Annotated in this window: 24 protein-coding genes and 1 tRNA gene; 4 read left to right on the top strand and 21 right to left on the bottom strand. The window is 38.3% G+C overall.

All coding sequences use genetic code 11. The features are described from left to right. Positions 1-33: 33 nt before the first annotated feature. From B6A32_RS09795 to B6A32_RS09745, 11 genes are all read right to left on the bottom strand, one after another. Complete coding sequence (locus B6A32_RS09795) at positions 34-1,215, bottom strand: acetyl-CoA C-acyltransferase (protein WP_085303464.1); 1,182 nt, start codon at positions 1,213-1,215, stop codon at positions 34-36. Positions 1,216-1,290: 75 nt separating this feature from the next. Further along, positions 1,291-2,211, bottom strand: a complete 921-nt coding sequence (locus tag B6A32_RS09790) for an SDR family NAD(P)-dependent oxidoreductase (protein ID WP_085303463.1) — start codon at positions 2,209-2,211, stop codon at positions 1,291-1,293. A 77-nt stretch (positions 2,212-2,288) separates the two neighbouring features. Further along, positions 2,289-2,750 (bottom strand): MaoC family dehydratase, encoded by a 462-nt coding sequence (locus B6A32_RS09785; RefSeq protein WP_085303461.1) that lies wholly within the window; start codon positions 2,748-2,750, stop codon positions 2,289-2,291. A 138-nt stretch (positions 2,751-2,888) separates the two neighbouring features. Beyond that, the gene (locus tag B6A32_RS09780; protein WP_085303459.1) at positions 2,889-4,694 is read right to left on the bottom strand and encodes an acyl-CoA dehydrogenase; all 1,806 of its coding nucleotides are present in this window, start codon (positions 4,692-4,694) and stop codon (positions 2,889-2,891) included. Between the two features lie 124 nt (positions 4,695-4,818). After that, on the bottom strand, positions 4,819-5,580 hold the full coding sequence (locus B6A32_RS09775) for an SDR family NAD(P)-dependent oxidoreductase (protein ID WP_085303457.1): 762 nt from the start codon (positions 5,578-5,580) through the stop codon (positions 4,819-4,821). A 132-nt stretch (positions 5,581-5,712) separates the two neighbouring features. Then, complete coding sequence (locus B6A32_RS09770; RefSeq protein ID WP_408607669.1) at positions 5,713-6,765, bottom strand: phosphotransferase family protein; 1,053 nt, start codon at positions 6,763-6,765, stop codon at positions 5,713-5,715. Between the two features lie 49 nt (positions 6,766-6,814). After that, on the bottom strand, positions 6,815-8,026 hold the full coding sequence (locus B6A32_RS09765; protein ID WP_085303453.1) for an acyl-CoA dehydrogenase family protein: 1,212 nt from the start codon (positions 8,024-8,026) through the stop codon (positions 6,815-6,817). 67 nt (positions 8,027-8,093) lie between these two features. Beyond that, positions 8,094-9,209 (bottom strand): NADH:flavin oxidoreductase, encoded by a 1,116-nt coding sequence (locus tag B6A32_RS09760; protein ID WP_085303451.1) that lies wholly within the window; start codon positions 9,207-9,209, stop codon positions 8,094-8,096. A gap of 78 nt (positions 9,210-9,287) precedes the next feature. After that, entirely contained in the window at positions 9,288-10,055 is a 768-nt protein-coding gene (locus B6A32_RS09755; RefSeq protein WP_085303449.1) for an SDR family oxidoreductase, read from the bottom strand. 63 nt (positions 10,056-10,118) lie between these two features. Continuing rightward, positions 10,119-10,841 carry a histidine phosphatase family protein gene (locus tag B6A32_RS09750; protein ID WP_085303447.1) on the bottom strand — a complete coding sequence of 241 codons (723 nt, stop codon included), beginning with the start codon at positions 10,839-10,841 and terminating at the stop codon, positions 10,119-10,121. 664 nt (positions 10,842-11,505) lie between these two features. Continuing rightward, entirely contained in the window at positions 11,506-13,959 is a 2,454-nt protein-coding gene (locus tag B6A32_RS09745) for a TonB-dependent receptor (RefSeq protein WP_085303445.1), read from the bottom strand. Positions 13,960-14,267: 308 nt separating this feature from the next. On the opposite strand from B6A32_RS09745, the gene B6A32_RS09740 reads away from it, so the two are divergent. Beyond that, positions 14,268-15,167, top strand: a complete 900-nt coding sequence (locus tag B6A32_RS09740; protein ID WP_085303443.1) for a LysR family transcriptional regulator — start codon at positions 14,268-14,270, stop codon at positions 15,165-15,167. Positions 15,168-15,240: 73 nt separating this feature from the next. Here the strand turns inward: B6A32_RS09740 and B6A32_RS09735 are convergent, their stop codons facing one another. The 6 genes from B6A32_RS09735 to yejK all read right to left on the bottom strand — a co-directional run bounded on the left by B6A32_RS09735 (position 15,241) and on the right by yejK (position 20,396). Continuing rightward, a complete protein-coding gene (locus B6A32_RS09735) occupies positions 15,241-15,555 on the bottom strand; it encodes a cupin domain-containing protein (protein WP_085303441.1) in 315 nt (104 codons plus the stop codon). Positions 15,556-15,637: 82 nt separating this feature from the next. Beyond that, positions 15,638-16,393, bottom strand: coding sequence for a substrate-binding periplasmic protein (locus B6A32_RS09730; protein ID WP_085303439.1), 756 nt, complete (start codon positions 16,391-16,393; stop codon positions 15,638-15,640). 44 nt (positions 16,394-16,437) lie between these two features. After that, positions 16,438-17,274 (bottom strand): M23 family metallopeptidase, encoded by an 837-nt coding sequence (locus tag B6A32_RS09725; RefSeq protein WP_101685943.1) that lies wholly within the window; start codon positions 17,272-17,274, stop codon positions 16,438-16,440. Next, complete coding sequence (locus B6A32_RS09720) at positions 17,267-18,148, bottom strand: 6-carboxytetrahydropterin synthase (protein ID WP_085303437.1); 882 nt, start codon at positions 18,146-18,148, stop codon at positions 17,267-17,269. The genes B6A32_RS09725 and B6A32_RS09720 overlap by 8 nt, the downstream gene beginning before the upstream one ends. A gap of 16 nt (positions 18,149-18,164) precedes the next feature. After that, on the bottom strand, positions 18,165-19,193 hold the full coding sequence (gene pyrC / locus B6A32_RS09715; RefSeq protein ID WP_085303435.1) for a dihydroorotase: 1,029 nt from the start codon (positions 19,191-19,193) through the stop codon (positions 18,165-18,167). 84 nt (positions 19,194-19,277) lie between these two features. Beyond that, entirely contained in the window at positions 19,278-20,396 is a 1,119-nt protein-coding gene (gene yejK, locus B6A32_RS09710) for a nucleoid-associated protein YejK (RefSeq protein WP_085303433.1), read from the bottom strand. A gap of 78 nt (positions 20,397-20,474) precedes the next feature. Between yejK and B6A32_RS09705 the strand changes: the two genes are divergently transcribed. The 3 genes from B6A32_RS09705 to B6A32_RS09695 all read left to right on the top strand — a co-directional run bounded on the left by B6A32_RS09705 (position 20,475) and on the right by B6A32_RS09695 (position 22,639). Next, positions 20,475-20,696, top strand: a complete 222-nt coding sequence (locus B6A32_RS09705; protein WP_085303430.1) for a YejL family protein — start codon at positions 20,475-20,477, stop codon at positions 20,694-20,696. Positions 20,697-20,752: 56 nt separating this feature from the next. Then, positions 20,753-22,462, top strand: a complete 1,710-nt coding sequence (locus B6A32_RS09700; protein ID WP_085303428.1) for a DUF3413 domain-containing protein — start codon at positions 20,753-20,755, stop codon at positions 22,460-22,462. A gap of 100 nt (positions 22,463-22,562) precedes the next feature. After that, a tRNA-Pro gene (locus tag B6A32_RS09695) sits at positions 22,563-22,639 on the top strand. A gap of 175 nt (positions 22,640-22,814) precedes the next feature. Here B6A32_RS09695 and B6A32_RS09690 read toward each other — a convergent pair. The 4 genes from B6A32_RS09690 to B6A32_RS09675 all read right to left on the bottom strand — a co-directional run bounded on the left by B6A32_RS09690 (position 22,815) and on the right by B6A32_RS09675 (position 25,586). Further along, positions 22,815-24,071, bottom strand: a complete 1,257-nt coding sequence (locus B6A32_RS09690; protein WP_085303426.1) for a Y-family DNA polymerase — start codon at positions 24,069-24,071, stop codon at positions 22,815-22,817. After that, a complete protein-coding gene (locus B6A32_RS09685) occupies positions 24,059-24,472 on the bottom strand; it encodes a LexA family protein (protein ID WP_085303424.1) in 414 nt (137 codons plus the stop codon). The genes B6A32_RS09690 and B6A32_RS09685 overlap by 13 nt, the downstream gene beginning before the upstream one ends. A 523-nt stretch (positions 24,473-24,995) precedes the next feature. Continuing rightward, positions 24,996-25,337 carry a hypothetical protein gene (locus tag B6A32_RS09680; RefSeq protein WP_143327898.1) on the bottom strand — a complete coding sequence of 114 codons (342 nt, stop codon included), beginning with the start codon at positions 25,335-25,337 and terminating at the stop codon, positions 24,996-24,998. A 3-nt stretch (positions 25,338-25,340) separates the two neighbouring features. Continuing rightward, the gene (locus tag B6A32_RS09675; RefSeq protein WP_085303420.1) at positions 25,341-25,586 is read right to left on the bottom strand and encodes a hypothetical protein; all 246 of its coding nucleotides are present in this window, start codon (positions 25,584-25,586) and stop codon (positions 25,341-25,343) included. Positions 25,587-26,245: the final 659 nt, after the last annotated feature.

The following is a 26,245-nucleotide window of genomic DNA, read 5'->3' as shown; positions in this document are numbered from 1 at the left end:
TTATTTTTTTGCCGTTCTATATTGCGCTAATCATTACAGTACTTCAAATAATCCTGCAGCACCTTGTCCACCACCAATACACATACTGATGACAACATATTTAACACCACGGCGTTTTCCTTCAATTAAGGCATGCATAACCATACGCGTGCCGCTCATACCATAAGGATGACCAATAGATATTGCCCCACCATTGACGTTAAGGCGATCTTCAGGAATACCTAGTTTTTCTGCACAGTATAAAACTTGTACTGCAAAGGCTTCGTTTATTTCCCATAAACCAATATCGTCCATGGTGAGGTTATTACGCTCAAGTAACTTGGGAATGGCGAAGATTGGCCCGATGCCCATTTCATCAGGTTCACAACCAGCAACAACCATACCTCGGTATGCACCTAAAGGTTTAAGACCACGTTCTTTGGCAAGTTCAGCTTCCATCATGACCACTGCGGCTGCGCCATCAGACAACTGCGAAGCGTTACCGCCAGTAATTGAACCGTTTTCTTTTACGGCTTTAAGTGCAGATAAGCCCTCGAGGTTTGTTGAAGGACGGTTACCTTCGTCTTTCGTTAAAGTAACGTCTTCTTTACTTATATCACCAGTAGCTTTATCCATAACCAGTTTCGTTGCGGTTACTGGTACAATTTCGTCATCAAACTTATTTGCTGCTTGCGCTGCTGCTGTGCGTTGTTGAGACTTTAGTGCATAGGCGTCTTGTTCTGCTCTTGAAATGTTATAGCGGTTTGCGACAACTTCTGCGGTATCAAGCATTGGCATGTAAGTCGCTGGACGATATGCTTTTACACTTGGGTCAACAGCACGGTACATGTTCATTTTATCGTTCTGCACTAAACTGATTGAATCACAACCACCGGCTACCATTACTTGTGCGCCATCACAAACAATATGGTTGGCTGCTGTAGCGATTGACATTAAACCAGAAGAACATTGTCGGTCGATTGTCATACCAGCAACTGACACGGGTAACTGTGCTGCCATGGCAACTTGACGTCCAAAGTTCATCCCTTGATTGCCTTGTGTTAAGGCAGCGCCGAAAATACAATCTTCAATTTCATTGGCGTCTATCCCTGCGCGTTCAACAGCGGCTTTTACTGCAACTGCCGCCAAAGTTGGTGCCGATAAATCATTAAATGCCCCACGATATGCTTTACCAATGGGTGTTCGAGCGACGGATACAATTACTGCTTCTCTCATGATGATTTCCTATTGATTTTTTTATAATCTATTGATAAATAATTAGTTTAATAAAAACAACTTGGTAACGCGTAACTACTTTTGTTGTGATTTCATAAACGCCATTGCCTTTAAAACAAACTTTTCACCTTGTTTTGCACCTGAAGGTAATTCTGCGTGCTGTGAGATATCTGTTAGCGCTTCCCAGTGCTCTCGAACAGCTTCAGGGCTTTGCTGATGTTGTGGAATAAAGCACCCTTCTGTTTCAAAAATACTCGCACTAGAATAACCACCGGCACCGGCACATAAAATAAAACGATTGGGGGCATCGTCATCACATAGTGTTAACATACCAGCAGTAACAGCCTCTGGTGCAAAGGCGCGAACAATCTCTGGTGGCATTAAATCTTCGGTCATTCGTGTACCAGCAGTGGGTGCGAGAGCGTTAATACGAATGTTATTTTTTGCGCCTTCGAGTACTAAGGTATTCATCAAACCTAATACGGCCATTTTGGCTGCACCGTAATTCGATTGACCAAAGTTTCCGTACATACCACTCGACGAGGTAGTCATGACAATACGACCATAATTTTGCTCACGCATAATTTCCCATACAGCTTTCGTACAGTTTACAGAGCCCATAACATGCACATCCATGACTAATTTAAAGTCATCAAGTGTCATTTTTGAGAACGATTTATCGCGTAAAATACCCGCATTATTGATAAGGATATCAACACGGCCCCACTTTTCCATGGTTTGGTTTACCATGTCTTGTACTTCATCAAAGTTGGCGACATTAGCGCCATGGCTGATTGCTTCACCGCCGTTTTCTTCAATTAAACGTACCACTTCTTGAGAAGCTTCTGACGAAGCGCCACTACCATCACGAGCACCGCCTAAATCATTAACGACAACTTTTGCACCACGCGCAGCAAGCGCTAATGCGTGAGACCGCCCTAAACCATTACCAGCGCCAGTAACAATGGCAACTTTACCTTCAAAACTGATTGACATAATACTTCCTTAAAATGTTCTTTTTCTAATCGAAACTATCTAATGAAATCTAACTAATGAAAACTAGCTAACTAAAATTATTTAACCATTTGTACTGATACCCACTCGGCAACAAGCGCTGGTGTATCACAACCTTCTATTTCCACGGTAACTTCAGTACATAAACGATACTGACCCGGCTTTTTCTCTTCGATAACCAGTGTTTTTGCGTGTGCACGAACACGGCTATTAACTTTAACCGGTTGTAAAAATCTAACTTTATCGAAGCCAGCATTTAAGCCCATATAAAAGCCTTCGATAATAATGCTGAAGTCTTCAGCAAAATGCGACAACATAGACAACGACAAAAACCCGTGTGCGATGGTCGAACCAAACGGTGTAGCTTTAGCCTTTTCTTCATCAACATGAATAAATTGATGATCGAGCGTACAATCAGCAAATTGATTAATTTGTGATTGAGTGATTTCGTGCCAAGGGGTTGGCTCGGCTTGAAAGCCTATGTAATCGGCTATTTGGTCTTTTTTTATTATTGTTGGCATAGTAAATCCCTATTTAGCTAAAATTGTTTTTAAATCAGTTAGTAAAACTAATTATGTTAATTAATACCCTTAAATCCTTAAAGCCTGATACTTGCAACAGCTAAAGCCTTAAAGAACATTAGAGTGCGTCATGATCCTTTAGAACCAAGCGACTTTCATGTCATAGGTTGTGCTATCACTTTTTCTTAGAATACTCGACCACAGCGCTATTTCTGGTAGTTCAAAACGATAGAAATATTGTAATGCTTGTAGTTTCCCGTGATAAAAGTCTTCGTCAGCTTGGTGTGGCTGCTGGCTTAACGCTTTACTGGCTACTATGCCCTGCTTTAACCATAACCAACCCACAATAACGTGACCAAACAGCTCTAAATATTTAACTGAATTTGCCAGTGCTAAATCGATATGGCTGGTTTGCATAGCGGTTAATACAACATCTGTGGTTTTTTTCAGGGTTTCAACTGCATCAGCAAGCTGTGCTGAAAATTCCGTTAAATTACTGTGTTGTTTGGCTTGCTCGATGGTTTTGTAAATTTCATTTAAGGTGGCAGCGTAACCCGCCATTTTATTCATCGGCACTTTTCGGGTCAGTAAATCCAGTGATTGAATACCAGTTGTTCCTTCATGAATGGCGTTTAAGCGGTTGTCACGATAAAACAGTTCGACAGGATGTTCATTAATATAGCCATGTCCACCAAGTACTTGAATGGCGAAATCATTAGCTTTTGTGCCGTACTCTGATGGCCATGTTTTGATGATAGGCGTTAGAAAGTCTAATAACGTATGCGCATACTCGCGTGCTTCTTGGCTTGGAGCCGTTTTTTCGTCATCACTTAATTGTGTGCCATACAAGACAAGTGCAAGTGCACCTTCTGCATATGCTTTTTGTGCCAGTAACATACGGCGCACATCAGCATGTTCAATAATATTAACCATAGGAGATAAAGGATCTTTACATGAAGGTAACCGCCCTTGTGGTCGGTTTTTTGCGTAGTCAACAGCATATTGATAGCCCGCAACCGCCAAGGTCGCCCCACTTGTACCTACCATAATGCGTGCTTCATTCATCATATGAAACATGTACTTAAGACCTTGGTTTTCTTCACCCACTAAGTAACCTATGGCACCGTCTTTTTCACCAAAACTTAACGCCGTTGACGTTTGTGCACGGCCACCCATTTTATGAAATAACCCCGCGAGTGCTACTTCATTATCAGCACCTAACGTACCGTCATCGTTGACTAAAATTTTAGGTACCACAAACAGTGATATACCTTTGACACCTTTAGGTGCACCTTGAACTCGCGCCAAAACTAAATGAACGATATTTTCACTTAAATTATGATCGCCACCCGATATATAAATTTTATTGCCGCTTATACGGTAAGTTCCATCTTCAGCTTTCACGGCTTTTGTAATTAAATCACCCAAGCCTGAGCCACTACCTGGCTCTGTCATCGCCATAGTACCCATGAAGCGACCTGAGCGCATTGGCTTGACCCATTTTTCAATCAGGGCTTCACTGCCATGGGCTTCTAGTAAATTAGCATTGGCATTCGTGAGCATGTTATAGCCTAAACCAACACCACCAGCTGCTGTTAAATACGTACTTGCAACACTGGCAACAATAGGAGGCAATTGCATACCATTTAATTCGTAGTCTGCGGTTGCTGAAGAAATGCCTGAGGCTATAACGGCTTCAATAGCGGGTTTAAGCTCAGGAATAAGTGTGACTTTTTTACCATCAAAGGTCGGCTGATGAGTATCGAGTTTTTGACGAATAGGTAAAAAATGCTTTTCAGCTATCGCCTTAGCAGTATTAATGACTTCATTAAAAGTCTGACGATCATGGTCTTGATAACGGGATCTTTCGATCAATGACTCACTATCAAAAAGCTCATAGAGCATAAATTCAAGATCTCGTTCATTCATTAATGTAGCTGTCATACTTTTCTCTTCTTATCTTTTAACTTATCAGTCATATCAACCATAATTGATAACACACCATGGTTAACATACTTACTTAAAATCAACATCTTACATAAAAATATTGATTACTCACTATTCAGTACTATTGAGCCGAAACGCCGCCATCTATCGCGATACATTGGCCTGTCATATAGGTATTCGCTGGTGATAACATCATGAGCATCATGGCAACAATTTCTTTTGGCTCGCCTAAGCGGTGCATAGGGGCACCACGGCTCATTTTTTGTTGTTGCACTTCGTCAGCAAAGTTAGTCACCATAGGTGTTAAGGTAAAAAACGGGCAAATAGCATTGATACGAATGTTGTTACGACCATACTCAACCGCACCGGTTTTAGTTAAACCAATTACAGCGTGCTTTGCCATAGCATAAGCACTGCCTCTAGCTGCTCCATTTAGTCCTGCCATAGAACTCACATTTAGAATTGCGCCTTCGCCTTGTGTTAACATTTGTTGTATTTGATGGCGCATGCCAAATTGCACACCTTTAACATTAATGGCAAATTGGCTGTCCATAATAGATTCATCAATATCGTGCAGTGGCATAAACTCATGTGCGACACCGGCATTATTAACACCAATATCAACACGACCAAAATTTTTGACTGCGGTTTCAACCATAGCTTTACAGTCATCATTTTTAGATACGTCACTTGCTAAGGCAATGACTTCTGCGCCTGTTGCAGAAATAGCTTTTGCGACTGCTTGTACCGCGTCATCTTTAATATCACTAATGACTAACTTAGCACCGCGTTTGGCTAGCTCTTCTGCCAGTAATTTACCAAAACCTTGTGCAGCGCCCGTGATTACCGCTACTTTTCCTGTAAAATCTAATAATGGATCCATTTTATTTCCTTACAGCACATGATGTCTGAACAGTTATTGTTGTTATAGTAACTACCTTTATTTCTCGATAGTTTGATTACTTATTTGATTAATTAGCTAAAATACAGCTGAAATATCGCTTAAATTTTCATGTTAATCCGCTTCTTCAATAATACTTAAAGCCATTTGTGCTAGTGGTTCTACAAAAGCACCCACTTTATTCGCTTGTTCATTAGAAGCATTGCCTTGTGATGCGCGTTTTGCCACGCCTTGTACAATGGCTGCTAGCCTGAAAAAACTAAACGCGAGATAAAAGCTCCAGTTTTCTATTCGATCAATACCCATGCGTTGACAATACGCAGCAACATATTCTTCTTCACTCGGAATACCTATGCTTGTACGGTCAACACCTTTTAGTCCGTCTATGGTGCCCATGCCTTGGGGCATACGTAGTTGCATACATTGATAAGCGAGATCAGAAAACGGATGACCAAGCGTAGATAGCTCCCAATCTAAAACCGCGATCACTTTGCTACTGTTATGTTCGAACATAATATTGTCCAAACGAAAGTCGCCATGAACAAGGCAAACACGTCCGTCGTCTTCAGGTAAATGGCTTTCAAGCCATGACATTAACGATTCCATTGCAGGAATTTCTGTTAATTGTGTCGCGCGATATTGTGAGTGCCATCGAGTAAACTGGCGTTGAAAATAATTACCGGCTTTGCCGTATTCAGACAAGCCTGTGGTGTTAATATCAACACTATGCAGCGCAACTAGTGCTTTATTCATTTGATCGTATATTTGTGTTCTTTCATTATTTGATGAAACTTCAGCTAACGAGGCACTCCAATAAACAGTGCCATCACAAAACTCCATCAGATAAAACATTGTGCCGATAATACTGGTGTCGCGGCACAGATGATAAACTTGTGCCACAGGTACATCCGTATTTTTCAAAGCATCAAGTACTTGATACTCCCGGTCAACGGCATGCGCAGACTTTAATAATTTACCTGCTGGTTGACTGCGTAATACATAAACACCTGATGCAGCAGTTAACTTATACGTTGGGTTTGATTGGCCACCAGGGAATTTCTCCACTGTAAGTGGCCCAGCAAAACCCTTTACATGCAATGTTAGGTATTGCGCTAACGTTTCCATGTCAAAAGGAACATTAGCTGCTGTTTTCGTTGTTTTATCCATTTCTTCCATTTGTAACTACGCTCTCACTTAATTGTTAAACTAGACAAAGCTAGCCGACCGTTTTTTTAACTAAGTCACGGCCTAATTGCATCATGTGAACTTGATCTGGACCATCAGCTAAACGTAACGTACGTTGGCCAGCATAAGCATGCGCTAAGAAAGTATCTTGGCTAACACCAACGGCGCCATGACATTGAATGGCGCGATCGAGCACATCGAGTGACATATTAGGAGCAACAATTTTTATCATCGCAATGATATCTTTTGCGGCTTTATTGCCTTCTGTGTCCATCTTGTGAGCGGCTTTTAAAGTCATTAGTCGTGCTTGTTCAATTTGACAAGCAGAGATAGCAATATCTTCACGAATAGATTGTTGCTTGATCATAGGACGACCAAATACCACACGCTCGTTTACTCGCCTACACATAAGATCAAGTGCACGTTGAGCAACGCCAATTGAACGCATGCAATGATGAATACGGCCTGGCCCTAAACGACCTTGGGCAATTTCAAAACCTTTACCTTCACCAACAATAATATTTTCAACGGGTACACGTACATTTTCAAAGGTGATTTCTGCATGCCCTTCTGGTGCATCGTTATAACCAAACACTTGCATCGGACGCACTTTTGTTACACCTGGTGTATTCATTGGAACAAGAACTTGAGATTGCTGAATGTAGCGATTGCTATTGTCGGGATCTGTTTTCCCCATGACGATCATAATTTCGCATTGCTGGCGACAAGCACCACTAATATAGAATTTACGACCGTTGATAACATACTCATCGCCATCACGTTCAATACGTAATTCAATGTTGGTTGCATCACTTGAAGCAACTTCTGGCTCGGTCATCGCAAAAGCCGAACGAATTTTCCCCTCAAGTAACGGCTCTAACCATTGTTTCTTTTGTGCTTCGTTACCGTATTTAGCTAATACTTCCATGTTTCCGGTATCTGGTGCCGCACAGTTAAACACTTCAGGTGCCCACATAACTTTACCCATGATTTCAGCCAGTGGTGCGTATTCTAGGTTGGTTAAGCCTGCACTGTATTTACCGTAACTTACGGGCAAAAATAAATTCCATAAGCCTTGGGCTTTTGCCTTGGCTTTTAACTCTTCCATTAATGGCGGTGTAGTCCATTGGTTTTCGGCGACTTGCTCATGCATTTTTTGTTCAACAGGGTATACATGCTCGTCCATAAATGCTGTTACACGTTGAATTAAATCTTTAACCTTGTCACTGTATTCAAAATCCATGAGAAGTCCTTATTGTTGTTATTTTCAATGAAGAGCCAATAACATTATTGGCTCCTTTGATGTTTGGTTAGCTTAATTTCATTAATGCTGCTTTATTAAATGGCGCTATTTCATCTTCTTTGTTTTGCTCAATTTTATTAACCCATTGAGGATCAACTAATAACGCTCGACCAATAGCCACAAGATCAAATTCATCATTATTTAATCGAGTAAGTAAACCTTCAATACCTGTTGGGTTTGATGTACCACCAAGGTCAACACTGCCTTCACCTGTAAAGTCACTATCAAGCCCTACACTGCCAACAGTAATAACAGGCTTATTGGTGATTTTTTTAGTCCAACCCGCAAGATTAAGATCTGAACCTTCAAATTCAGGCAACCAAAAACGACGAGTGCTGGCATGAAATACGTCAACGCCTGCATCACTAAGTAACGTCAATAAACGCTCTAATTCAGCCGGTGTTTGGCAAAGTTTGGCGTTATAATCTTGTTGTTTCCATTGTGAGAACCTGAAAATAATGGGGAAGTCTTCACCAACGGCAGCGCGAATAGCGGCAATAATTTCCACAGCAAATCGAGCGCGATTTTCTAAAGAACCACCATATTCATCAGTACGTTGGTTGGTGCCTTCCCATAAAAATTGATCAACAAGGTAACCGTGCGCGCCATGAATTTCAATGGCGTCAAAGCCAATGGCTTTAGAGTCAGCAGCGGCTTGGGCAAATGAAGCAACAACTTCATCAATGTCACTTTGGCTCATAGCAACACCGTTTGGTGCACCTGGCTTATATAAACCAGACGGGCTATAACCCGGCACTGATTTATCTGGCCCTACGCCTTCTTTACGAACCGAACCTACATGCCATAGCTGTGGTGCAATTTTGCCACCTGCTGCATGTACTTCGTCGACTACATGTTTCCATCCTGCTAATGCTTCTTCACCAAAAATAGCCGGAACATTTTCATAACCATTCGCCGCTTTATGTGAGATAAAAGTACCTTCGGTAATAATTAAACCCACATTACCTTCTGCTCTACGACGGTAGTATTGAGCTACATCATTTGAGGGAACATTATTAGGTGAAAATGTACGTGTCATCGGTGCCATTACGGTACGGTTTTTTAATGTTAAACCACCAGTTGAAAATGACTGAAAAAGTTTTGCTGAATTACTGTTACTCATATAACTTCCTAAATATTCTGAATTTTTGTTTAAAACTTGATAAAGATAATAAAATAGCCATTATCTTTTTTAGGTTACTTAGCCAATTAAATAGCCGCCATCAACATTAATAGCTGTACCTGTTGTGTAACTTGAGGCGTTTGACACTAAATACAACACAGTGCCAGCCATTTCCTCTGGTTGAGCAACACGTTTCATTGGTACGTGATGCATCATTTGTTCTAAAATTTTCGGATTATTAACTAACGTTGAGGCAAATTTGGTGTCGGTACCACCCGGTAAAAGTGCATTCACTCGAATATTAAACTGTGCACATTCTTTGGCGAATGTTTTGGTCATCGAAATAACAGCAGCTTTGGTAATTGAATAAATACCTTGGTAGTCGCCAGGAATAACACCGTTTATTGAAGCAACGTTGACAATGGCACCGCCTTCATTAGCTTTCATAAGTTTTGCACCCATGGTTGACATAAAGAAGTAGCCTCTGATGTTTACATCAACGGTTTTTTGAAAAGCAGCTAAGTCAGTATCAAGCACATGGCCGAAATAAGGGTTTGCAGCTGCATTGTTAACTAAAATATCTAACTTACCGTGCTCCGATGATATTTGTGCAAAGATGGCTTCAATTTGGTCCATTTCACCAATATGACAAGCAATAGCTTGTGCACTTCCGCCTGCAGCAATGATTTGTTCTACTACCGCTTGGCAACCGTCAATTTTTCTACTTGATACAATAACGTGCGCACCATTTTCGGCCAGTAATTTTGCTATATGCTCACCTATACCACGACTTGCACCGGTTACTAATGCAACTTTTCCTGTTAAATCAAACAAATTATTGCTCATTATAATCTTCCTATTTAATGTCGTTTTACAATCTAAAAATTTTCTAATAAATTCTTTAGCAAGTTATCTAAAAGTTACCCAATCTGCCGGCTTATCGGCTAAATGCGCATAGTTATTTAAATAATCTATGCTTATCTTACCTTCCGAAAACAACAACTTAGTAACGCTAGTGTTACGCAGTTGTTGATTAACGGCTAAAGTGTTTTGATCCGTTAAATCAAGAACATGTTGAATAAGAACTGAAATAGTACCGCCTGAAGTAAAAATACAAATATCTTTTGAAGGCTCTGCCTTACTTGATAATTTTTTAGCAGCAAGTTCGTGATTAATTACATCGTAAAGTGCGGCTATACAGCGTTTTTTAAACATTGGCCAACTCTCTAAATAATCGCCATCGTGTTTACCTTCAACCCAACGATTAAGCGCTTGAGCAAACTCTTTTTGAAAAGCTTTATTTCCATCAGGTGACTTACTAATTAGTGATGCCATATGCGCAAAGCTTTTCCAACGTGCATCTGAACGCGTTAACAAATCAACATGGTTAAATTCGTTAAAACCAGAATGTAATACCGTGGAAGGTTTATTGCCTTGGTAACCAATAAGAAAGTTTTCGAGGGTTTGTTCATGACGTAATAAATCGCCAGTGAATACTTTATTTGGGCTCGCTAATGTACGCCAAAATTTGCCCAAGTGTTGCGATTGCTGAGCACCTTTATCAGACAGTTGATCATAGTCGGCTTTACCAAAAGATGCTTGACCATGGCGAATCAAATAAATAGCTGCCATTGTTTTACACCTTTACCATAACATATTGTTTATATATCATATTTAAGTATTCACTTAGTTTTTCCATAGCGGAATTAATGACTCTTCATGGTGTTAAAATACACTAATATCCTTATCCTAATAGCCCGCAAACAATTAAACAAATGAATAGTTCTAATAACCTTACATTCTTATTACGAATACTGCGTGTGGTACGTAATTGTGACTAATCAATAAAGGTAATTGGTTATTAAGCGGTCGTATTATGTGAACAATGATCGTGGATTAACTGTTATTTGCTACTTAACCTGAACTCTGGATAATGAGTGCTTGAAAATCAAGTGAACCAAAAGCTTAGGTAATAAAGTAAATGCTATAGCCAAGTGAACATCACGAATAGATATCATCAATGCTTCATTTTATGCCATTTCCAAGGCAAAACGTTTATGAATAGCGCGCTATTTATCGACGTTTTAACGCAGAAAATGGCTTAAAAGGGAACATTGAGCAAGTGCTGCTTATCCAGAGTTCAGGTTACTTAATAAAGTCTTTTATAATTTACTTTCAAATCGATTAAATTAGATAAAAAAATGCCTTGTATGAATTACAAGGCATTTTATTTATTGCGTTGCTAATCGCTTGTACTACCGATTAGCAAAATATCAATCGAACAGTATTATAAACTTTAAAATTCATAAGAAACTGTTGCACCGAATGTACGTGGTTGGTTAGGGTATGAATTAAAGCTGCCTGCTTGAATTGGTGGCGGGAATGATGACAGATGATATTCGTCATTATTAAGGTTTCGTACCCAAAGTTGTACATGAATGCCATTTTCGAAATTCAATCCAGCGCTCGCATTCAAGGTGCCAACCTCACGTGTTTCTGACTCCGGCACGTTTTCAACAAGGTGAACTTCACTTTCGTAAAGGTAATCAGCACGAACATAACCATAAGCACCATTGTCCAGTTCATAACTGTAAGTAACCCCTGCGGTTATACTACGTTCATGAATGCCTGCAGGCTTTTCTCCTGATAAATCCACCGGACCATCAAGCCCTGTAGCCCCCTGGAATGAGTCATAAATTGGGTCAAGAAAAGTACCCGCTAAAGTAAAAGACCAGTTTTCAGTTGGATTATAAACAGAGTCAAATTCAATTCCTTTCGTACTTTGTTTACCCGCATTAGCTAAGATATAACCAGTACCAATAAATATTGATGATTGAAAGCCTTTAATTGTTTGGTCAAACAAAGTGACATTGAAGGCACCTTGTTTAAACCTTGCTTTAAGACCAAGCTCATATACTTTTGCCTCTTCTGGAGAAGCAAATCGGCCACCATAGCTTTGGTTAGCTAAAGCTAAATTGGCATTTTCTAGTGCCGCTTGGTCGCTGGCAAATGGGTTACTATTACGTGATAAGTTCCATGAAGATGCCTTAAAACCGGTAGCTGCTGAGGCAAATACATTAATATTATCATTAACTTCATATGCTAAACGTGTTGACCAAGTTGTTTTACTATCATTCGTTTTATTCTTTTCAACTGAGTTAGGTAAGCCAGGCATAGGGGGTAAAAACTGTAAACCTTTTAAGGTCGGAATTGCCGGAGCTAATGTTGGAATAAATGGCAAAGGCGCGCCAAATACGGTTAAGTCGTTATCTAAATCAATACCCGACAATACATCAGTATTTGTTTGGTTAGCGGTGATTTTTTTCTCATCTTTCGTGAAGCTTAAACCAAAAATAGCAGTTAACTTATCAGAAATATGATAATCAAAATTGGCAAACAAAGAATAGGCATCATTATCTTGTGTAAATTCTGAATTTACTGCTGATTGATTTGAAAAGAATGATCCTGGTGCAAGGCCATAAACACCTTCAACCCCGTCTAACAAACCTGCTGCACCACCAGCAACCATTAAGACATCAAAATAACTCCTAATGTCGTCGCCGTAAAACAACGTATCGCCTGTTTTTACCTCTTCTTGAAATATGTAGGCTCCGACCATCCACTCTAATTGTCTTGTCCCTGTTGATGTTAAACGAAACTCTTGAGTAAATGTGTCGATTTCAGTGTGACCACCCTCACGTAAAATATCGAGTGAAGTATAATCTACATCATTTAAAAATTCTGAGTCATTATGACGCACTGATGAAATTGAAGTAAATGTGAACTCTTCATAGTCTACATCTACTTGCAGCGAGATACCGCCATCTTCAACAGTATTTTCAGGGTCAATATTCAATGACGATTTATAAGAAAATGGGTCAACATCGAGTACAACACCGCCTAGTGCTCTGACCGCGCCAGTAGTTGGGCCATTTATAACATCGTCTACGGTACAACACGCCTCATCAATTTCGCTGTAATCGGCTATTAATCTAAAGGTAACATCTTCTGTTGGTTCATATAATGCTTGCGCTCGAACATTCCATCGATCGCGATTGTTAATTTCATTTAAACCAACAACGCTATCAGTGTAACCATCTCTTTTGTTATAACCACCTGATAAGCTTAATGCGAGTTCGTCAGTCACCCCGTTCGTGATGTAGCCTTTAACAAGTTTTTGGTTGAAATTACCGGCCCCTAACTCAATTTTCCCTTCTAATTCATGCGATGGTGCCATTGTTCTTACACTAATAACCCCTGCTGAAGCATTTTTGCCAAAGAGAGTACTTTGCGGACCACTTAGTACCTCAATTTGTTGTACGCGTGGTAAGTCACCAATTTGAGCAGCTGCACGTGAACGATAAACACCATCTATAAATACACCAACTGATGGCTCAATTCCGGTATTGTTTGTACCATTCCCGAAACCTCGTATGGCAAAATTGGTATTAACAGATCGTTGTAGTGGTGTAACACGCAAGGTAGGTACGAGTGTTTGTAAGTCGTTTATATCTAGTATTTTTGCTTGTTCAATCGCTTGACCGCTAACAACAGTAACAGCTACCGGCGATTCCTGCAGACCTTTTAGCCGCTTAGAGGCGGTGATCATAATACGTTCTACATCTTTATCATCATTTTGTGCCGAAGTAGTTGCTTCCTCTGCGCTTACGGCTGTTGAATTGATTGCTGTTAATACTGCTGAAACGAGTACTGCTCGTTTAAAAAACTTTGTTGCTAACTTTTGCTTCATCTTGAATCCCCGAGTTGCTATACATACCAAATCACACGTATTCATTAAAGTTATTCTGTTCAAATACATTGTTCGAACATGAATTATTATTTAAGCCTTTTTAATCTTGTTATTAACTTATTGCTAAATAAGACTTAATTATAGTATTTGTTGTCACACTAAATAGTGTAGAACAATTTTCGTACTACTTGACTAAGATAGGTTGAGATATTAAATTAAACAAATGAATAGTTTTAATAACCCACTATCTATATTGTGCATAGTTTGGGTTGGATTTTTTATTAATAAACAACAATGAGTGAAAATATATGAAGGTTGATTTAAATTTATTTGTCGTATTCGAAGCCATTTATTGTGAAGGGAATATTACGAAAGCAGCATCTGCATTAAACTTATCACAACCTGCGGTTAGTCATTCATTAAGTAAACTTCGTCATAATTTCGAAGATCCTTTGTTTATCCGACAAGGCAACGAAATGAGACCTACGCCTGTTGCCAATAATGTTATTGCGGATGTTCGTGAGGCACTACAACAATTAAAAGTTTGCTTAGCACAAGCTCGCCAGTTTGAGCCTTTAGTGTCTAGAAACAACTTTAATATATCGCTGCATGGTGGATTTGAAGCTTCATTTTTACCGCCACTTATGCAACGAATTAAAAAAGAGGCCCCACTGATAAATTTACAAAGTAGCCGACGGGTTAACCGCAGTGAATTAGAAAATAAACTCGCTAGTGGTGATGTAGATCTAGCAATAGATACTTTAGTACCTGTTAGCGACAACATTTTGCACACTCAATTAGATCAAAATAAACTCGTTGTTCTCGTTAGAAAAGATCACCCTATTGTAAAATCATCACTTGATTTAGATACTTACCTTTCTCAAGATCATGTATTGGTTTCATCGCGTACAATAGGACCAAGTATAGAAGACTTTGAATTAGGTCGGTTGGGCATGCAACGCAAGATTGGACTTAGGTGCCAGCATGCTTTTTCTGCATGTAAAGTTATCGCTCAGAACGACATGCTATTAACGTTGATTGAAACAACGGCAAAATTGTACAGTGAGGTGCTAGATTTAGTGGTATTCCCATTACCTGTAACTTTGCATGATATTGACGTACATTTATATTGGCATACCAATGTTGACTTTGACCCTGCAAATAAATGGCTTAGGAATCAAATTATTCAGGCTGCTTCAAATATTTAATTTATATTAGCTATGAGTATGCAGAAGTACTAACAGCAAGTTTAATACTTCAAGTCGTAAGTCGAACTTATTGTTATTTTTCAGGATGAAACCAAATTTCAATTTCATCTGTAACTTCTAAAAATTTAGCACTATGTTCGACATTAGCGGGTACATGATACCATTGGCCAATTTTGATATGTTGAGTTTTGCCCTGCATTGTTAAAATTAATTCCCCACGGGTGATAACACCGTAGTTATCGGTATCATGTTTATGTAAAGGAATATTAGTACCTGCGGGGTAAGAAGCAAACAACACATCACTGCCATTCGCCGCTAGTTTATATGCGTCAAATCTACCATCGAATAACGGTAGCGATTTAATTTTACTTGGATAGTTACCTGCCATTATTTTTCCCGTTGCTTTATTTGCAGTGAAATTAAAAAACCAAAAGTAATAAATTTTTTATTGTTTAGTTCAGAGGGTAAAGCTACTGCATGGTTTGCCACTTTTGAATAATAGTGTCTAATTCTCCTGAGGCTTTTAAATCAGTAATTATGTTATCTATTGTTTGAACAGTTTCCGGTGATACAGACGCTTTGCTAAACATGAAGTGTATTGCCGACTGATAAATGCTTAATGTGTGTTGTTCAAACTCATCATTCATTTGATATTTCTTAGAGAAGGCTTTTATCGTAGCAGGATCAACAAGAAAGCCATCGATATGGCCTTGCATAAGTAGCGTCACATTTTCTTCGATATCAACAACTTCACTAATATGTTCTCGAAACTCTGATTTTTTCATTAAAGCTTGATATTCTTCACCATAATAATATCCACTTTCTATACCTATCATATATTCGCTGTTTATAAGATCTGATAAAGAATTTAGTTTAATCGCTTTAACGGTTCCTTTTTTAACAAAAAGATTTACAGTTTCTTGTCTATAGGCTTGGCTGAACATAGCATAACGTAACCTTTCTTCATTATACGATGCGCCCATTGCAACATCTAGTTGACCTATTTTTATATAGTGTAAATGTCGCTTCCAGGGTAATTCAGTATAAGCGACTTTATAATCTGTTTTGGCAAGTATGGTATTGAGAATTTCAAAGTCTAAGCCAACAAGGTCTTGTTGGCTATTTCGGTATTGATAAGGAAACCAAAGTTCCCATCCAATCTGTAATGCTTTAGCGCTGACATTAAAACTTATAATTAGTACAAAAATGATAAATAAATTTTTCATGTTATACCCTATATTTAATTAATCAGCTTAGCGAATAATTGCCTTTAACGTAATAAAGGTTTGAGTTTTAGTACCAGTGCTGGATCTAATCTCATACTAAACCAATTTATTCGCCAATCTAAATGTGGTCCTGTTGCCCTTCCACTTGCACCCACGGCAGCAACTACTTGGCCTTGGCTAACTTTATCGCCTTCTTTAACGTATGAACCACTCAAATGTAAAAATGTTGATGTGACTCCATGGCCATGATCAATAATCATAGTACCGCCAGAGTAAAACATATCACTTACATACATTAATACTACGCCATCAGCTGGCGCTTTTACAGGATCACCTTTATCACCGGCATAATCTAAACCATAATGTGGCGTTTTTGGTACACCATTATAATAACGCTGGCTACCATATACGCCAGTAATTATGCCATCTATAGGTGAGATAAAGCCTTGCGCGAAAGCGGTTAAGTCGCTATCAGTTTTTCGAGCAGCTCTTATTTTTTTATTATCTTCCCCAACACGACTGATCGCTTTCTTGTTTGGGTTCATAATTTTTTTTGCAATACCATTAACTCTTTGAATGTTATATTTTCGTTTTAATGGTTTTAATATGCGCTTTTCGGCTTCACCATTTGGGCTAATAATTAACAGCTCACTGTTGTTTTTCTCATCTCGACTAAAACCCAGTGCATAGTCGCCATTTTTAGAGACTTTAATCGCTTCGCCATTTAGGGTAACTTTATTTTCTGGTTTAGTTTTACCAACAATAAGTGCCCCTTGAAAATATTGCTCACTGCTTACTGTTTCGGCTTGCACAAAGCACACTTGCATCAGTAATAAAGCCGAAAAAAGCAATTTGCTTAATAACATTGTTTTTTTATCCATGAGCAATAGCGCCTTTTGCTACACCTTCGAAAGCTACAACTTTAAACTCATCTAACGGTGATTGTTTTTTAAGTTGGCGAACAATAAAGTCAGCCAGTAACTCAACAGTTGAATCGCAGTCAACCACATCTAAAATGTTACTGGGTACTGCAATATCAAATCTTCCTTGCGGTGCATAGTAAGAGAATAATTGGTGATCGGGAGTCAAATTAGCGATAGCTGTGTCAGATAACTCGATATCATTTAACGCGATTCGGTCAGCTTCAGTGGCTAAGTAAATATCTTGCCAGCGTAAACTCCACACTTCTTCTAAAGCAGTTGAGCGTTTACCATTTTTATAGATATGAATTTTCGAACGATGACCATGGGCAATTCGTTGACAGTTGCCATCATGAAGTTTCAAACCGTGAGTATAATGATAGTAAGCACCGTCAATAACTTCAGGACGTAGTTTTAACGTTAAACCTTGCACATTTTTAGGTAAATGCGAAAGAATTATAGTCGTTAAATAGTCTGTTACCGACGCGAGATCAATTTCTTGTGTTTCAATTTTAGCAAACGCGCAGCTCGGTGACTGTAAATAATATGCACCTTGTTTTGATTCAAAGTTTACAAATTCGTGACCTGCTCTTTGCGTGGAGAGTTCTGCACTAATAGCCTTATCTTGCATAGGTAACAATAATTTATGATCTACGGCATCATCGATAATGGCTTTAATTTGTTTTTTAACCACGGCAAAATCTAACACCATGCTCATTTCATTTAAGCTGCCATCAAGTAACACATCTACAATCCAGCTTTCACCAACAATGCCACGTGTACTACAACAATAAGAAAAGTCGATAACGGTTAAGTCATTTACAAATAACTGCATTTTCTATTTATCCTTACTACTTTACTTGCCAAGCGATGGTTTCATCTGCGCGAATTGGCACTACTTTTTCATGACCAAAAGCCATAATCGCTGGTACATTCCACGCTTGTTTTACTAATGTTATTTTGTCGCTATTTACCGGTAAATTATAAAATTTAGGTCCGTGTAAACTGGCAAAGCCTTCAAGTTTGTCTAATGCGCCTGCTTGTTCGAACGCCTCGGCGTATAGCTCAATTGCAGCATGGGCAGTATAAGCCCCCGCACAACCACAAGCTGCTTCTTTAGCGTGTTGTGGGTGCGGCGCTGAATCGGTACCTAGAAAGAATTTGTCACTACCACTTGTTGCTGCTTCAATTAAAGCCTGCTGATGAATATTACGTTTTAATATAGGTAAACAATAAAAATGAGGACGAATACCGCCAACTAACATGTGATTACGGTTAAATAATAAGTGGTGTACTGTAATAGTTGCTGCAACGTTTTCGCTAGCTTCTTTAACAAAATCAACAGCATTTTTGGTGGTAATGTGTTCTAACACTATTTTCAATGTTGGATATTTAGCCACTAGTGGACGTAAAATGGTGTCGATAAAAACCGCTTCACGGTCGAAAATATCAATGTCATGATCCGTCACTTCGCCATGCACTAATAATGGCATGTTCACTGCTTCCATCGCCGCTAATACAGAGGCAATGTTATCAACATTAGTAACACCTGATGAAGAGTTAGTGGTAGCACCAGCGGGATAAAGTTTAGCCGCGTAAACAATACCTGATGCTTTCGCTGCTTTAATATCTTCAGCGGTAGTTTGATCGGTTAAATACAACACCATTAACGGTTGAAATTGTTTACTTGGCTTAGCCGCCATAATACGTTGATGATATTGCGTTGCTAATTCAGCATTAGTTACCGGTGGCACTAAGTTTGGCATAATAATAGCGCGTCCGAAGTATCGGCTAATATCAGCAACGGTATTATTCAATGCTTCGCCATCGCGTAAATGTACATGCCAGTCGTCTGGTCGAGTAATTGTTAATGTGGTCATTTTCTTTCCTAATTTTGTTATCTTCTATCACTTAAAATCAGCAATAGCTGCTATATACTTTACTTATCTAACCGAATATCACTGCTATTCGTGTTCTGAATCTTCTACTTGAATTTGACCAGTATCTGCATTGCTGCTCATCGCTGGCTGAGAAGAGTTAGCAGTTTGTTGAGCATTACTTTCCATTAACGCTAAGAGTTGATCTTTTAAATTCGGTGGTACTTTATAAATAGTAATACTTTCGTTAGCCGGACTATAAACAACATCTTGACCAAAATGGCTACGCTCAAAACTTAAGCTAATCCCATTACCATAACCCGAGTATTTAGTAACTTTATTAACCACAGCTTGGTCATGCGGAAACGATTCTTCTATTGGGTAAGATTGCTCTTGGCAAAATTTATAAAAGTCTTGCCCGCTTTCTTCTGTTTTAATAACGTTGCCAATTTCTTGTAATGAAACGTCTTGGGCTGACTCTTTTTGCTCTTTACAATAACTGAGTAGTTCTTTGCGTGTTTGTTGCTTTTCATTAGCGTCAAACTGGTTAACCGACACATAATCTTCAACAGCTTGTACTAAGGTTTGTGTTTGTTCTTTTGAATTTAAACCTTCTTCACAACTTAAAAAGTCTAAGAAAAAGTCTGACACTTTTCTACCTGCACGACCTTTAATAAAAGAGATATAACGATTACCTTCGGCATTATTTTGGTAGTCAAATAAATCAATACGAGCGGCTAACTGTAACTTATTAGTATCAAGATGTTGATCTGCTGAAATATTTAATTCGCCGTCAACAGTGTAATGCTCAGAAATAGGAATTATTGCGGCCAATAAATAACGACCGCCCATATATTCGTAGTGGCAAACAATTAAATAGCCTGTTTCAGCTAGATCATATTTTTCTAATTCATTTTTAAGTAAATTACCGGCTTGACTACTAAATTGATGAAAAGTTTGAGCATCGCCCAAATAGCTTTCCATTATATCAACAAATCGGGCCGAATCGCCTTCAGCTGGCATCGATGAAAAGTGCCCGTAAGCCTTACTGCCTTTGCTGTTATAAATTTTATGTAGTGCATCAACAAAACTTTCTATTTTGCTGCTAGCTGTAACATTTTCAGGTCCTAACCTGAGTACAACTTCACCAGTTTCTTCTTTTTTAGTTAAAAAATGCAGTGCAATATTCGAAATTATTAAGCTCATAGTTAAAGGTCAGTATTATATTGTTCAGGCATTTGATAAACTTAAGTCTGTTTATTAAATTACCATTAAGTGTTTAAGATGCCTATTGTATCCAAGTATTCCAACGAACGTGTAGAAAAAATTATTAAAGATTTGCTTGATGTTCTCGTCAACGAGTCTGCAACCCCTGATCTAGCGCTAATGTGCCTAGGAAATACCTTAACAGAAATTATTGTAAATAATGTCCCGAAAGAAGAACAAGGGCCATTAATAGACAATTTTACCAAGGCTTTAAAACAATCTATACAAAATTCTAAATAAAAAGTATAAATACAAAGCGACATTCATCAACAAAAATAAGAGTATTAAACGACGCAATGGCTTCATTTGAATCTAAACCCTATAGTAAGCGCCTATTACAGTTAGTTAGTTGGAGCCACTGGTTCACTTTTTTTAATATTATTGCGGCGATTTTATTATCGTCAATTTATGTTTTTAGTGAATCAATGCCCGAAACGTTACTTGGCCAAACGTATTTAGTAACGACTTGGCTAAGTCATATGGCTTTCTTAACGTTTATGAGTTTTGTACTCATTTTGTTTCCGATAATGCTGTTATTCCCTCGTACTCGATTTATACGTGTTGCCGCGTCAATTATTTTTACCATTGAATTATTACTGCTTTTATTAGATGCCTTTATTTATAATCGTTTAGGTTATCATTTAAATATTTCTTCAAGTGCACCAATACTCGAACTTATTACCAATGAAATTCAGCAAAATAGCCGCGTTTTTTGGTTTGTTAGTTTAGTATTAACTATGGTTATATTGTCGTTTGAACTTATAACCTCTAACTATGCTTGGAAACATTTAAAATCACTTCAAAAAACAATATTTGCACGCTTTGTCGTTATCCCTTTGGTGTGTTTTTTCTTTTTTAGTCACATTATACATATTTGGGCAGATGCTAATCTTGAGTACGACGTATTGCGCCAAGACACCACTTTGCCACTGACCTATCCGTCTACCGCAAAAACCTTATTAACTAAATATGGCATGTTCGACCGAGTTGATTATATTGCTCGTCGTACAAGCCCACTGGCCTTTACCGATACCGTGCCAGCATACCCTCAATATGAAGGTCAATGCCCAAATGAGTTAGCCTTAAAACAATCAGTTTTCATGGTAATTACAGACAAAACATTACAAACTCAACAATTAGATAAAATTAAGCAAAGAGTCAAGCGTGGCAAGCTTTCGCTTGAAAACCACATTGATAACGCGTTACCAAAAGATGCTTGGTTTAATCTTTTTTATAGCCTGCCAAGTATTTATAAAAAGTCATTAATTGAACAGCATGCTCAACCTTTATTATTCCAAATTATTGAGCAAAAAAATCTTGCGAAATCCTTTACTATTATTGGTGAAGATACCAGTGAATCATCTGTTACGAATTCAAATGGCTTATTAAGTATTACTAATGAACTATTCGCAACTACAACTAAACTCAACGATATTTCTAGTTTAATTTTTGCTGATAAACTTAATAGTTATTCAGCTGGACTACATGTATTTTATTTTAAAGGTGACAATAGTTATCAATTTGAACTATTTTTAGATGCCTTAATGTCTGCACAAAATAAGCAACAAAACGATAACAAGCGCAACGATATTCTTTGGGTTAGCTCAATAGGAAATAACACTGTAGATACCAGTTTATCGATTAAACCAGCATTACTTATTTTGCCTGAAAGTAAGAATAAGCTTATTAACAATTTAACAAGCCATATGGATGTACAACCTACATTAATTAAGCGTTGGTTAAACTGTGATATTAATGAGAAAAGTTACAGTAATGGCACGGATATTAAAGCATTAGATCATGACCGAATTATTGCCAATACTATGGATAACGGCATAGTCGTTTTTAATAAAGATAAGTCTATGTTTGTTGATCAAAATGGTAACTTCCAAAGTTATTCTATTCAACTTGCAGCACCTATTACGGCAAAACCTGATTTCCCATTAATGATTGATGGAGTTAACTTTATTAAACAATTCAGCAAGCAAGCACAAAGCGTACAATAATTAGTCGCTTAGCTTGTATAATGATGTTTTTTAATTGCATTCGACCGATAAATCTTTAATATAGCTCGCATAAGCTTTTATCCCCATTAAGCTTATCATTCGGGGTATAGCGCAGCTTGGTAGCGCGTGCGTCTGGGGGACGTGAGGTCGCAAGTTCGAATCTTGCTACTCCGACCAAATTAAGTAATATAAATTAGCCACTTAGCAATAGTTCGATGAACTGTTCAAGTGGCTTTTTTGTCTCTGTCTAACGTATGTCTAACACTGGCATAAAATTTTATTTATATCGAAACGCTTTTCTTAAATATTTACACTTCAGCTAAGCGGTTGTTGATGCCCTATTCTGCTCACATTAACAACTAATTTTAGGTATATCGCGCCATTTACTGGTAAAGCTAGGTGAAAGAAACTCGCGTCGCATATGCCACTTTTCAATGCGACCCTGTGCTGCTAGTTGTAATGTTTCATTGCCGTAGCGATTATTTATGCCGTCGTAGCAGTACATTAATGTCGGGTCATCATTATTTGGCCAAAATAAATCCTGTTGTTGAAACTGGCTATTCTCCAGTTCAATAGCGCCAACACCACAACGGTAAAAGTTAACACCACTTGCATACACGCGATTAAAAACCGCTGATATTGCATTGGCAATATGAAGAGTATTGTCTGTTGCAATAGCAAACTCATAAATTATTGATTTGTTATAGTAATTATCATCATGAGGGGAGCTAGCGGCAAATACAGCTAGTCGCTTTACCCGTGAATGCTGCTTTCTTAATTTTCGACCGACAATTGCACCATGGCTTACTAGCGCTGTTTTTAATTGATGAGTTTCGTTAATACGTTGCCCAAAGCTTCTGGTTGAAAATATTTCTTGTTTAGGCTGTTTAACTTCATCCCAATTTATACAAACAATACCGTTGAGTTCGTTAACTGTTCGTTCAACCAATACACTAAACTGACTACGCATCGCTTTAGGTGATTGATTTGCGAGATCCCAGGCGCTAGTTATACCTAACACGTTTAAACGCTTTCCTAATCGGCTGCCAATACCCCATACGTCAGTCACGGTCATTTTTGACAATACTTCTTTGCGTGATGCGGCATTATTAACAACGGCTACACCATTATATCCCGGTAATTTTTTAGCGGCATGATTAGCGGCTTTAGCTAATGTTGGTGTTGTGCCAAAACCAACACCAACCGGTAAACGTGTTTCTTGCCAAACAGCACGGCGTATATCATGGCCGTATTGCTGCCAATCGTTAATAATGTGATTATATTTTTTGAATTGTAAAAATGACTCATCAATCGAATATACATATTGGTTATCGCAAAAGCGGCCAATAACATTCATCATTTTCTCGCTCAAATCCGCATATAACTCATAATTAGACGATCGAATCACCACATTATGCTTTGCCAAGAACGGTTTGATTTGAAAATAAGGCTTAAATTTAGGAATACCTAAGTGTCGGCCCATTGGGCAAACTGCGCATATGCAACCGTCATTATTGGTGAGCACTACGACAGGCCTATTTCTAATTGATGGATCAAAAACCTTCTCACAAGATGCGTAGAAAGACACCGCATCAACTAACGCATACATGTACTAAGCTCCTTAACCTGTCGATGTAAACGAATTGAGCGTGTAACTACCCCTTCTATTTGAAACTCATCTTCTGGGGTAATATTTACTGGCTGGTGTTTACACGATGCAGATAACAATCTAGCATTCTTTTTATCAATAAACTTGCAAGTAAAACAACCGTTGTAATTTGCAACGATAACATCGCCATCTTTTACTGGCTCACTGCGATCAACTAACAATAAATCACCATCAAAAATACCAACCTCCTGCATTGAAGGCCCTTGCGCTAAACCAATAAATGTTGCATCAGGATTTGATACTAGGAGCTGATCAAGTGATAGACCAAGCTCTTTGTATTCAGCCGCAGGAGATTCAAAACCAGAGATACCAGCTTCAATAAAAATAGGAATAACTTTCATAAAACGCGCCTATACTGTATATTTAAACAGTATAGGCGAAGATATAAAATTGAGGAAGCTTTTTTGTTATATTCATGTGGTGATGAATAACATAACAACAGCTAAACGAGCCAACTAGAACAAAGCCTGTGAGAGGACAAGTGTATCTATCACGTTTGGGTGAACAATGTTTTTAAGGTATTTCTAGTTCGCAACCTATCTGGAGCATGGATAACAAACCATAGCTCGAATATATGTCAGTACAGTTTGCTTTAAGTAAGCGAAAGCGCCTGTCATCATGAACAAAAGTATGAAAAGAGTAATGCTCAGTAATCAAAAACATAAGCCCGTTTTGTTATGTTTTCGTATTCACTCGGCTTCACATCAAGGAAGCGTCCATATATGTCTAGTTAAATCTCTGTGTGTAAGCGCTGCCAACGCTCAAGGACTTCATTCATGCTCTATTGTTTGGCTTTTTTTCATCAACAAAATACCACATGAGGATCCTTTAATAACCAATTTGAGTAGGTGTCTTTTATTTACTCTAATTAAGGTTTTCATTAATTAGTTCAATTTTCTTTGCTATTTTAAGCCCATATACGATATCTACGATAAACCAGATTGATATTAGAGCATTAGCTACATTCGGTAAGAAATAAATAGCTAAACCTATTATTCCACCGCTTAATAAAGTAAAAAAAATGAATTGATTTGCACCAGCTACTTGCCTTCTAAATTGTTTAAATAACGGATCAAAGTAAATTAGTAAAACAGATAGAGCTAGTGCACCCATGAAATACAGATACATTCCCTTAAACAACATCGCGACAGGTAAAACTGTCATAGCACTAATATACATAAACTCTCTTGAACTAATTTTCTTCACTTATTAACACCTCATAGGAATTTGACACGTTTGTTTGGCGATTTGAGTTGTATTGGCTGTTTGTTGTAACAAGCTATAACTATTTACAACATGGTCTATTCCATGTAGTAAAGTACCATCAAATAATGATCCTATACGCATTGTAGCTATATCTAAAGCTAACCACCCAGCCCCATCAGCACTAGGGTTTAATGTCCATGAAAAAAAGCTAAAACGTACTGCCATTTGACCTAGTCGCACAGATCCCATAGCTAGTCCACCATACCCACTGGCAATTGCAATGGATTGGAAGCAATAGTTATAGCTAGCTCTGATGCGGGGTCACTTTCTGAAACCCCAACCCAATAATCACTCCAAGTGCGTTTCATATTTTTCCATATTTTAGAGTAATCAGCTTTACCTGCTTCAATTAATAATGACACTCATTCTAAATAAAGAATTAATAATGACACTCATTCTAAATAAAGCATCATCACATAACATCGATTATTATAATATCTTGCTCTTTGTCATGACCAAATGACAGTTTCTGAAAAATTAATAATGACACTCATTCCAAATAAACCCTAATCACATAGCAGCGATATGATAATATCTTGCTCTTTGTCATGACCAAATGACAGTTTTTGACAAAGAATAGAAACGAAACTACCGCTTTAGCTCAAAGCTATACTAATTCATCAATTTTCTGGCAAGTATCAACCTCAAGTACTGACTTGTTGACTTTATGGTGTTTAAAATCGGTAAATCGTGAACTTAGGCAAAGAGTTTTTTGCAGTGACTTAAGTTTTGTCGTCGTTTGAGCTGTTGATGTTCGCAGTAATCACTGAGTACATCTTCGCGCCCTATTGCACCATGAAACTGTGTTTTAAATTCAGTGGTGATGATTAGCCAGTTTTCAGCTGAGA

Origin of the sequence: Colwellia polaris (assembly GCF_002104515.1) — a bacterium.
Classification (GTDB): Bacteria; Pseudomonadota; Gammaproteobacteria; order Enterobacterales; family Alteromonadaceae; genus Cognaticolwellia; species Cognaticolwellia polaris.
Note: the sequence above shows the minus strand (reverse complement) of the source record. Positions and strands in the feature narration are given on the sequence as shown.

Coding starts and splice junctions, on each gene's coding strand:
- B6A32_RS09770 (WP_408607669.1), bottom strand. CDS start 6,765: ATGGATAAAACAACGAAAACAGCAGCTAATGTTCCTTTTGACATGGAA.
- B6A32_RS09790 (WP_085303463.1), bottom strand. CDS start 2,211: ATGTCAATCAGTTTTGAAGGTAAAGTTGCCATTGTTACTGGCGCTGGT.
- B6A32_RS09795 (WP_085303464.1), bottom strand. CDS start 1,215: ATGAGAGAAGCAGTAATTGTATCCGTCGCTCGAACACCCATTGGTAAA.
- B6A32_RS09775 (WP_085303457.1), bottom strand. CDS start 5,580: ATGGATCCATTATTAGATTTTACAGGAAAAGTAGCGGTAATCACGGGC.
- B6A32_RS09675 (WP_085303420.1), bottom strand. CDS start 25,586: ATGGGATCTGTGCGACTAGGTCAAATGGCAGTACGTTTTAGCTTTTTT.
- B6A32_RS09700 (WP_085303428.1), top strand. CDS start 20,753: ATGGCTTCATTTGAATCTAAACCCTATAGTAAGCGCCTATTACAGTTA.
- B6A32_RS09765 (WP_085303453.1), bottom strand. CDS start 8,026: ATGGATTTTGAATACAGTGACAAGGTTAAAGATTTAATTCAACGTGTA.
- pyrC (WP_085303435.1), bottom strand. CDS start 19,193: ATGACCACATTAACAATTACTCGACCAGACGACTGGCATGTACATTTA.
- B6A32_RS09690 (WP_085303426.1), bottom strand. CDS start 24,071: ATGTATGCGTTAGTTGATGCGGTGTCTTTCTACGCATCTTGTGAGAAG.
- B6A32_RS09685 (WP_085303424.1), bottom strand. CDS start 24,472: ATGAAAGTTATTCCTATTTTTATTGAAGCTGGTATCTCTGGTTTTGAA.
- B6A32_RS09730 (WP_085303439.1), bottom strand. CDS start 16,393: ATGAAAAATTTATTTATCATTTTTGTACTAATTATAAGTTTTAATGTC.
- B6A32_RS09735 (WP_085303441.1), bottom strand. CDS start 15,555: ATGGCAGGTAACTATCCAAGTAAAATTAAATCGCTACCGTTATTCGAT.
- B6A32_RS09760 (WP_085303451.1), bottom strand. CDS start 9,209: ATGAGTAACAGTAATTCAGCAAAACTTTTTCAGTCATTTTCAACTGGT.
- yejK (WP_085303433.1), bottom strand. CDS start 20,396: ATGAGCTTAATAATTTCGAATATTGCACTGCATTTTTTAACTAAAAAA.
- B6A32_RS09780 (WP_085303459.1), bottom strand. CDS start 4,694: ATGACAGCTACATTAATGAATGAACGAGATCTTGAATTTATGCTCTAT.
- B6A32_RS09745 (WP_085303445.1), bottom strand. CDS start 13,959: ATGAAGCAAAAGTTAGCAACAAAGTTTTTTAAACGAGCAGTACTCGTT.
- B6A32_RS09785 (WP_085303461.1), bottom strand. CDS start 2,750: ATGCCAACAATAATAAAAAAAGACCAAATAGCCGATTACATAGGCTTT.
- B6A32_RS09720 (WP_085303437.1), bottom strand. CDS start 18,148: ATGCAGTTATTTGTAAATGACTTAACCGTTATCGACTTTTCTTATTGT.
- B6A32_RS09750 (WP_085303447.1), bottom strand. CDS start 10,841: ATGGCAGCTATTTATTTGATTCGCCATGGTCAAGCATCTTTTGGTAAA.
- B6A32_RS09705 (WP_085303430.1), top strand. CDS start 20,475: ATGCCTATTGTATCCAAGTATTCCAACGAACGTGTAGAAAAAATTATT.
- B6A32_RS09725 (WP_101685943.1), bottom strand. CDS start 17,274: ATGGATAAAAAAACAATGTTATTAAGCAAATTGCTTTTTTCGGCTTTA.
- B6A32_RS09755 (WP_085303449.1), bottom strand. CDS start 10,055: ATGAGCAATAATTTGTTTGATTTAACAGGAAAAGTTGCATTAGTAACC.
- B6A32_RS09740 (WP_085303443.1), top strand. CDS start 14,268: ATGAAGGTTGATTTAAATTTATTTGTCGTATTCGAAGCCATTTATTGT.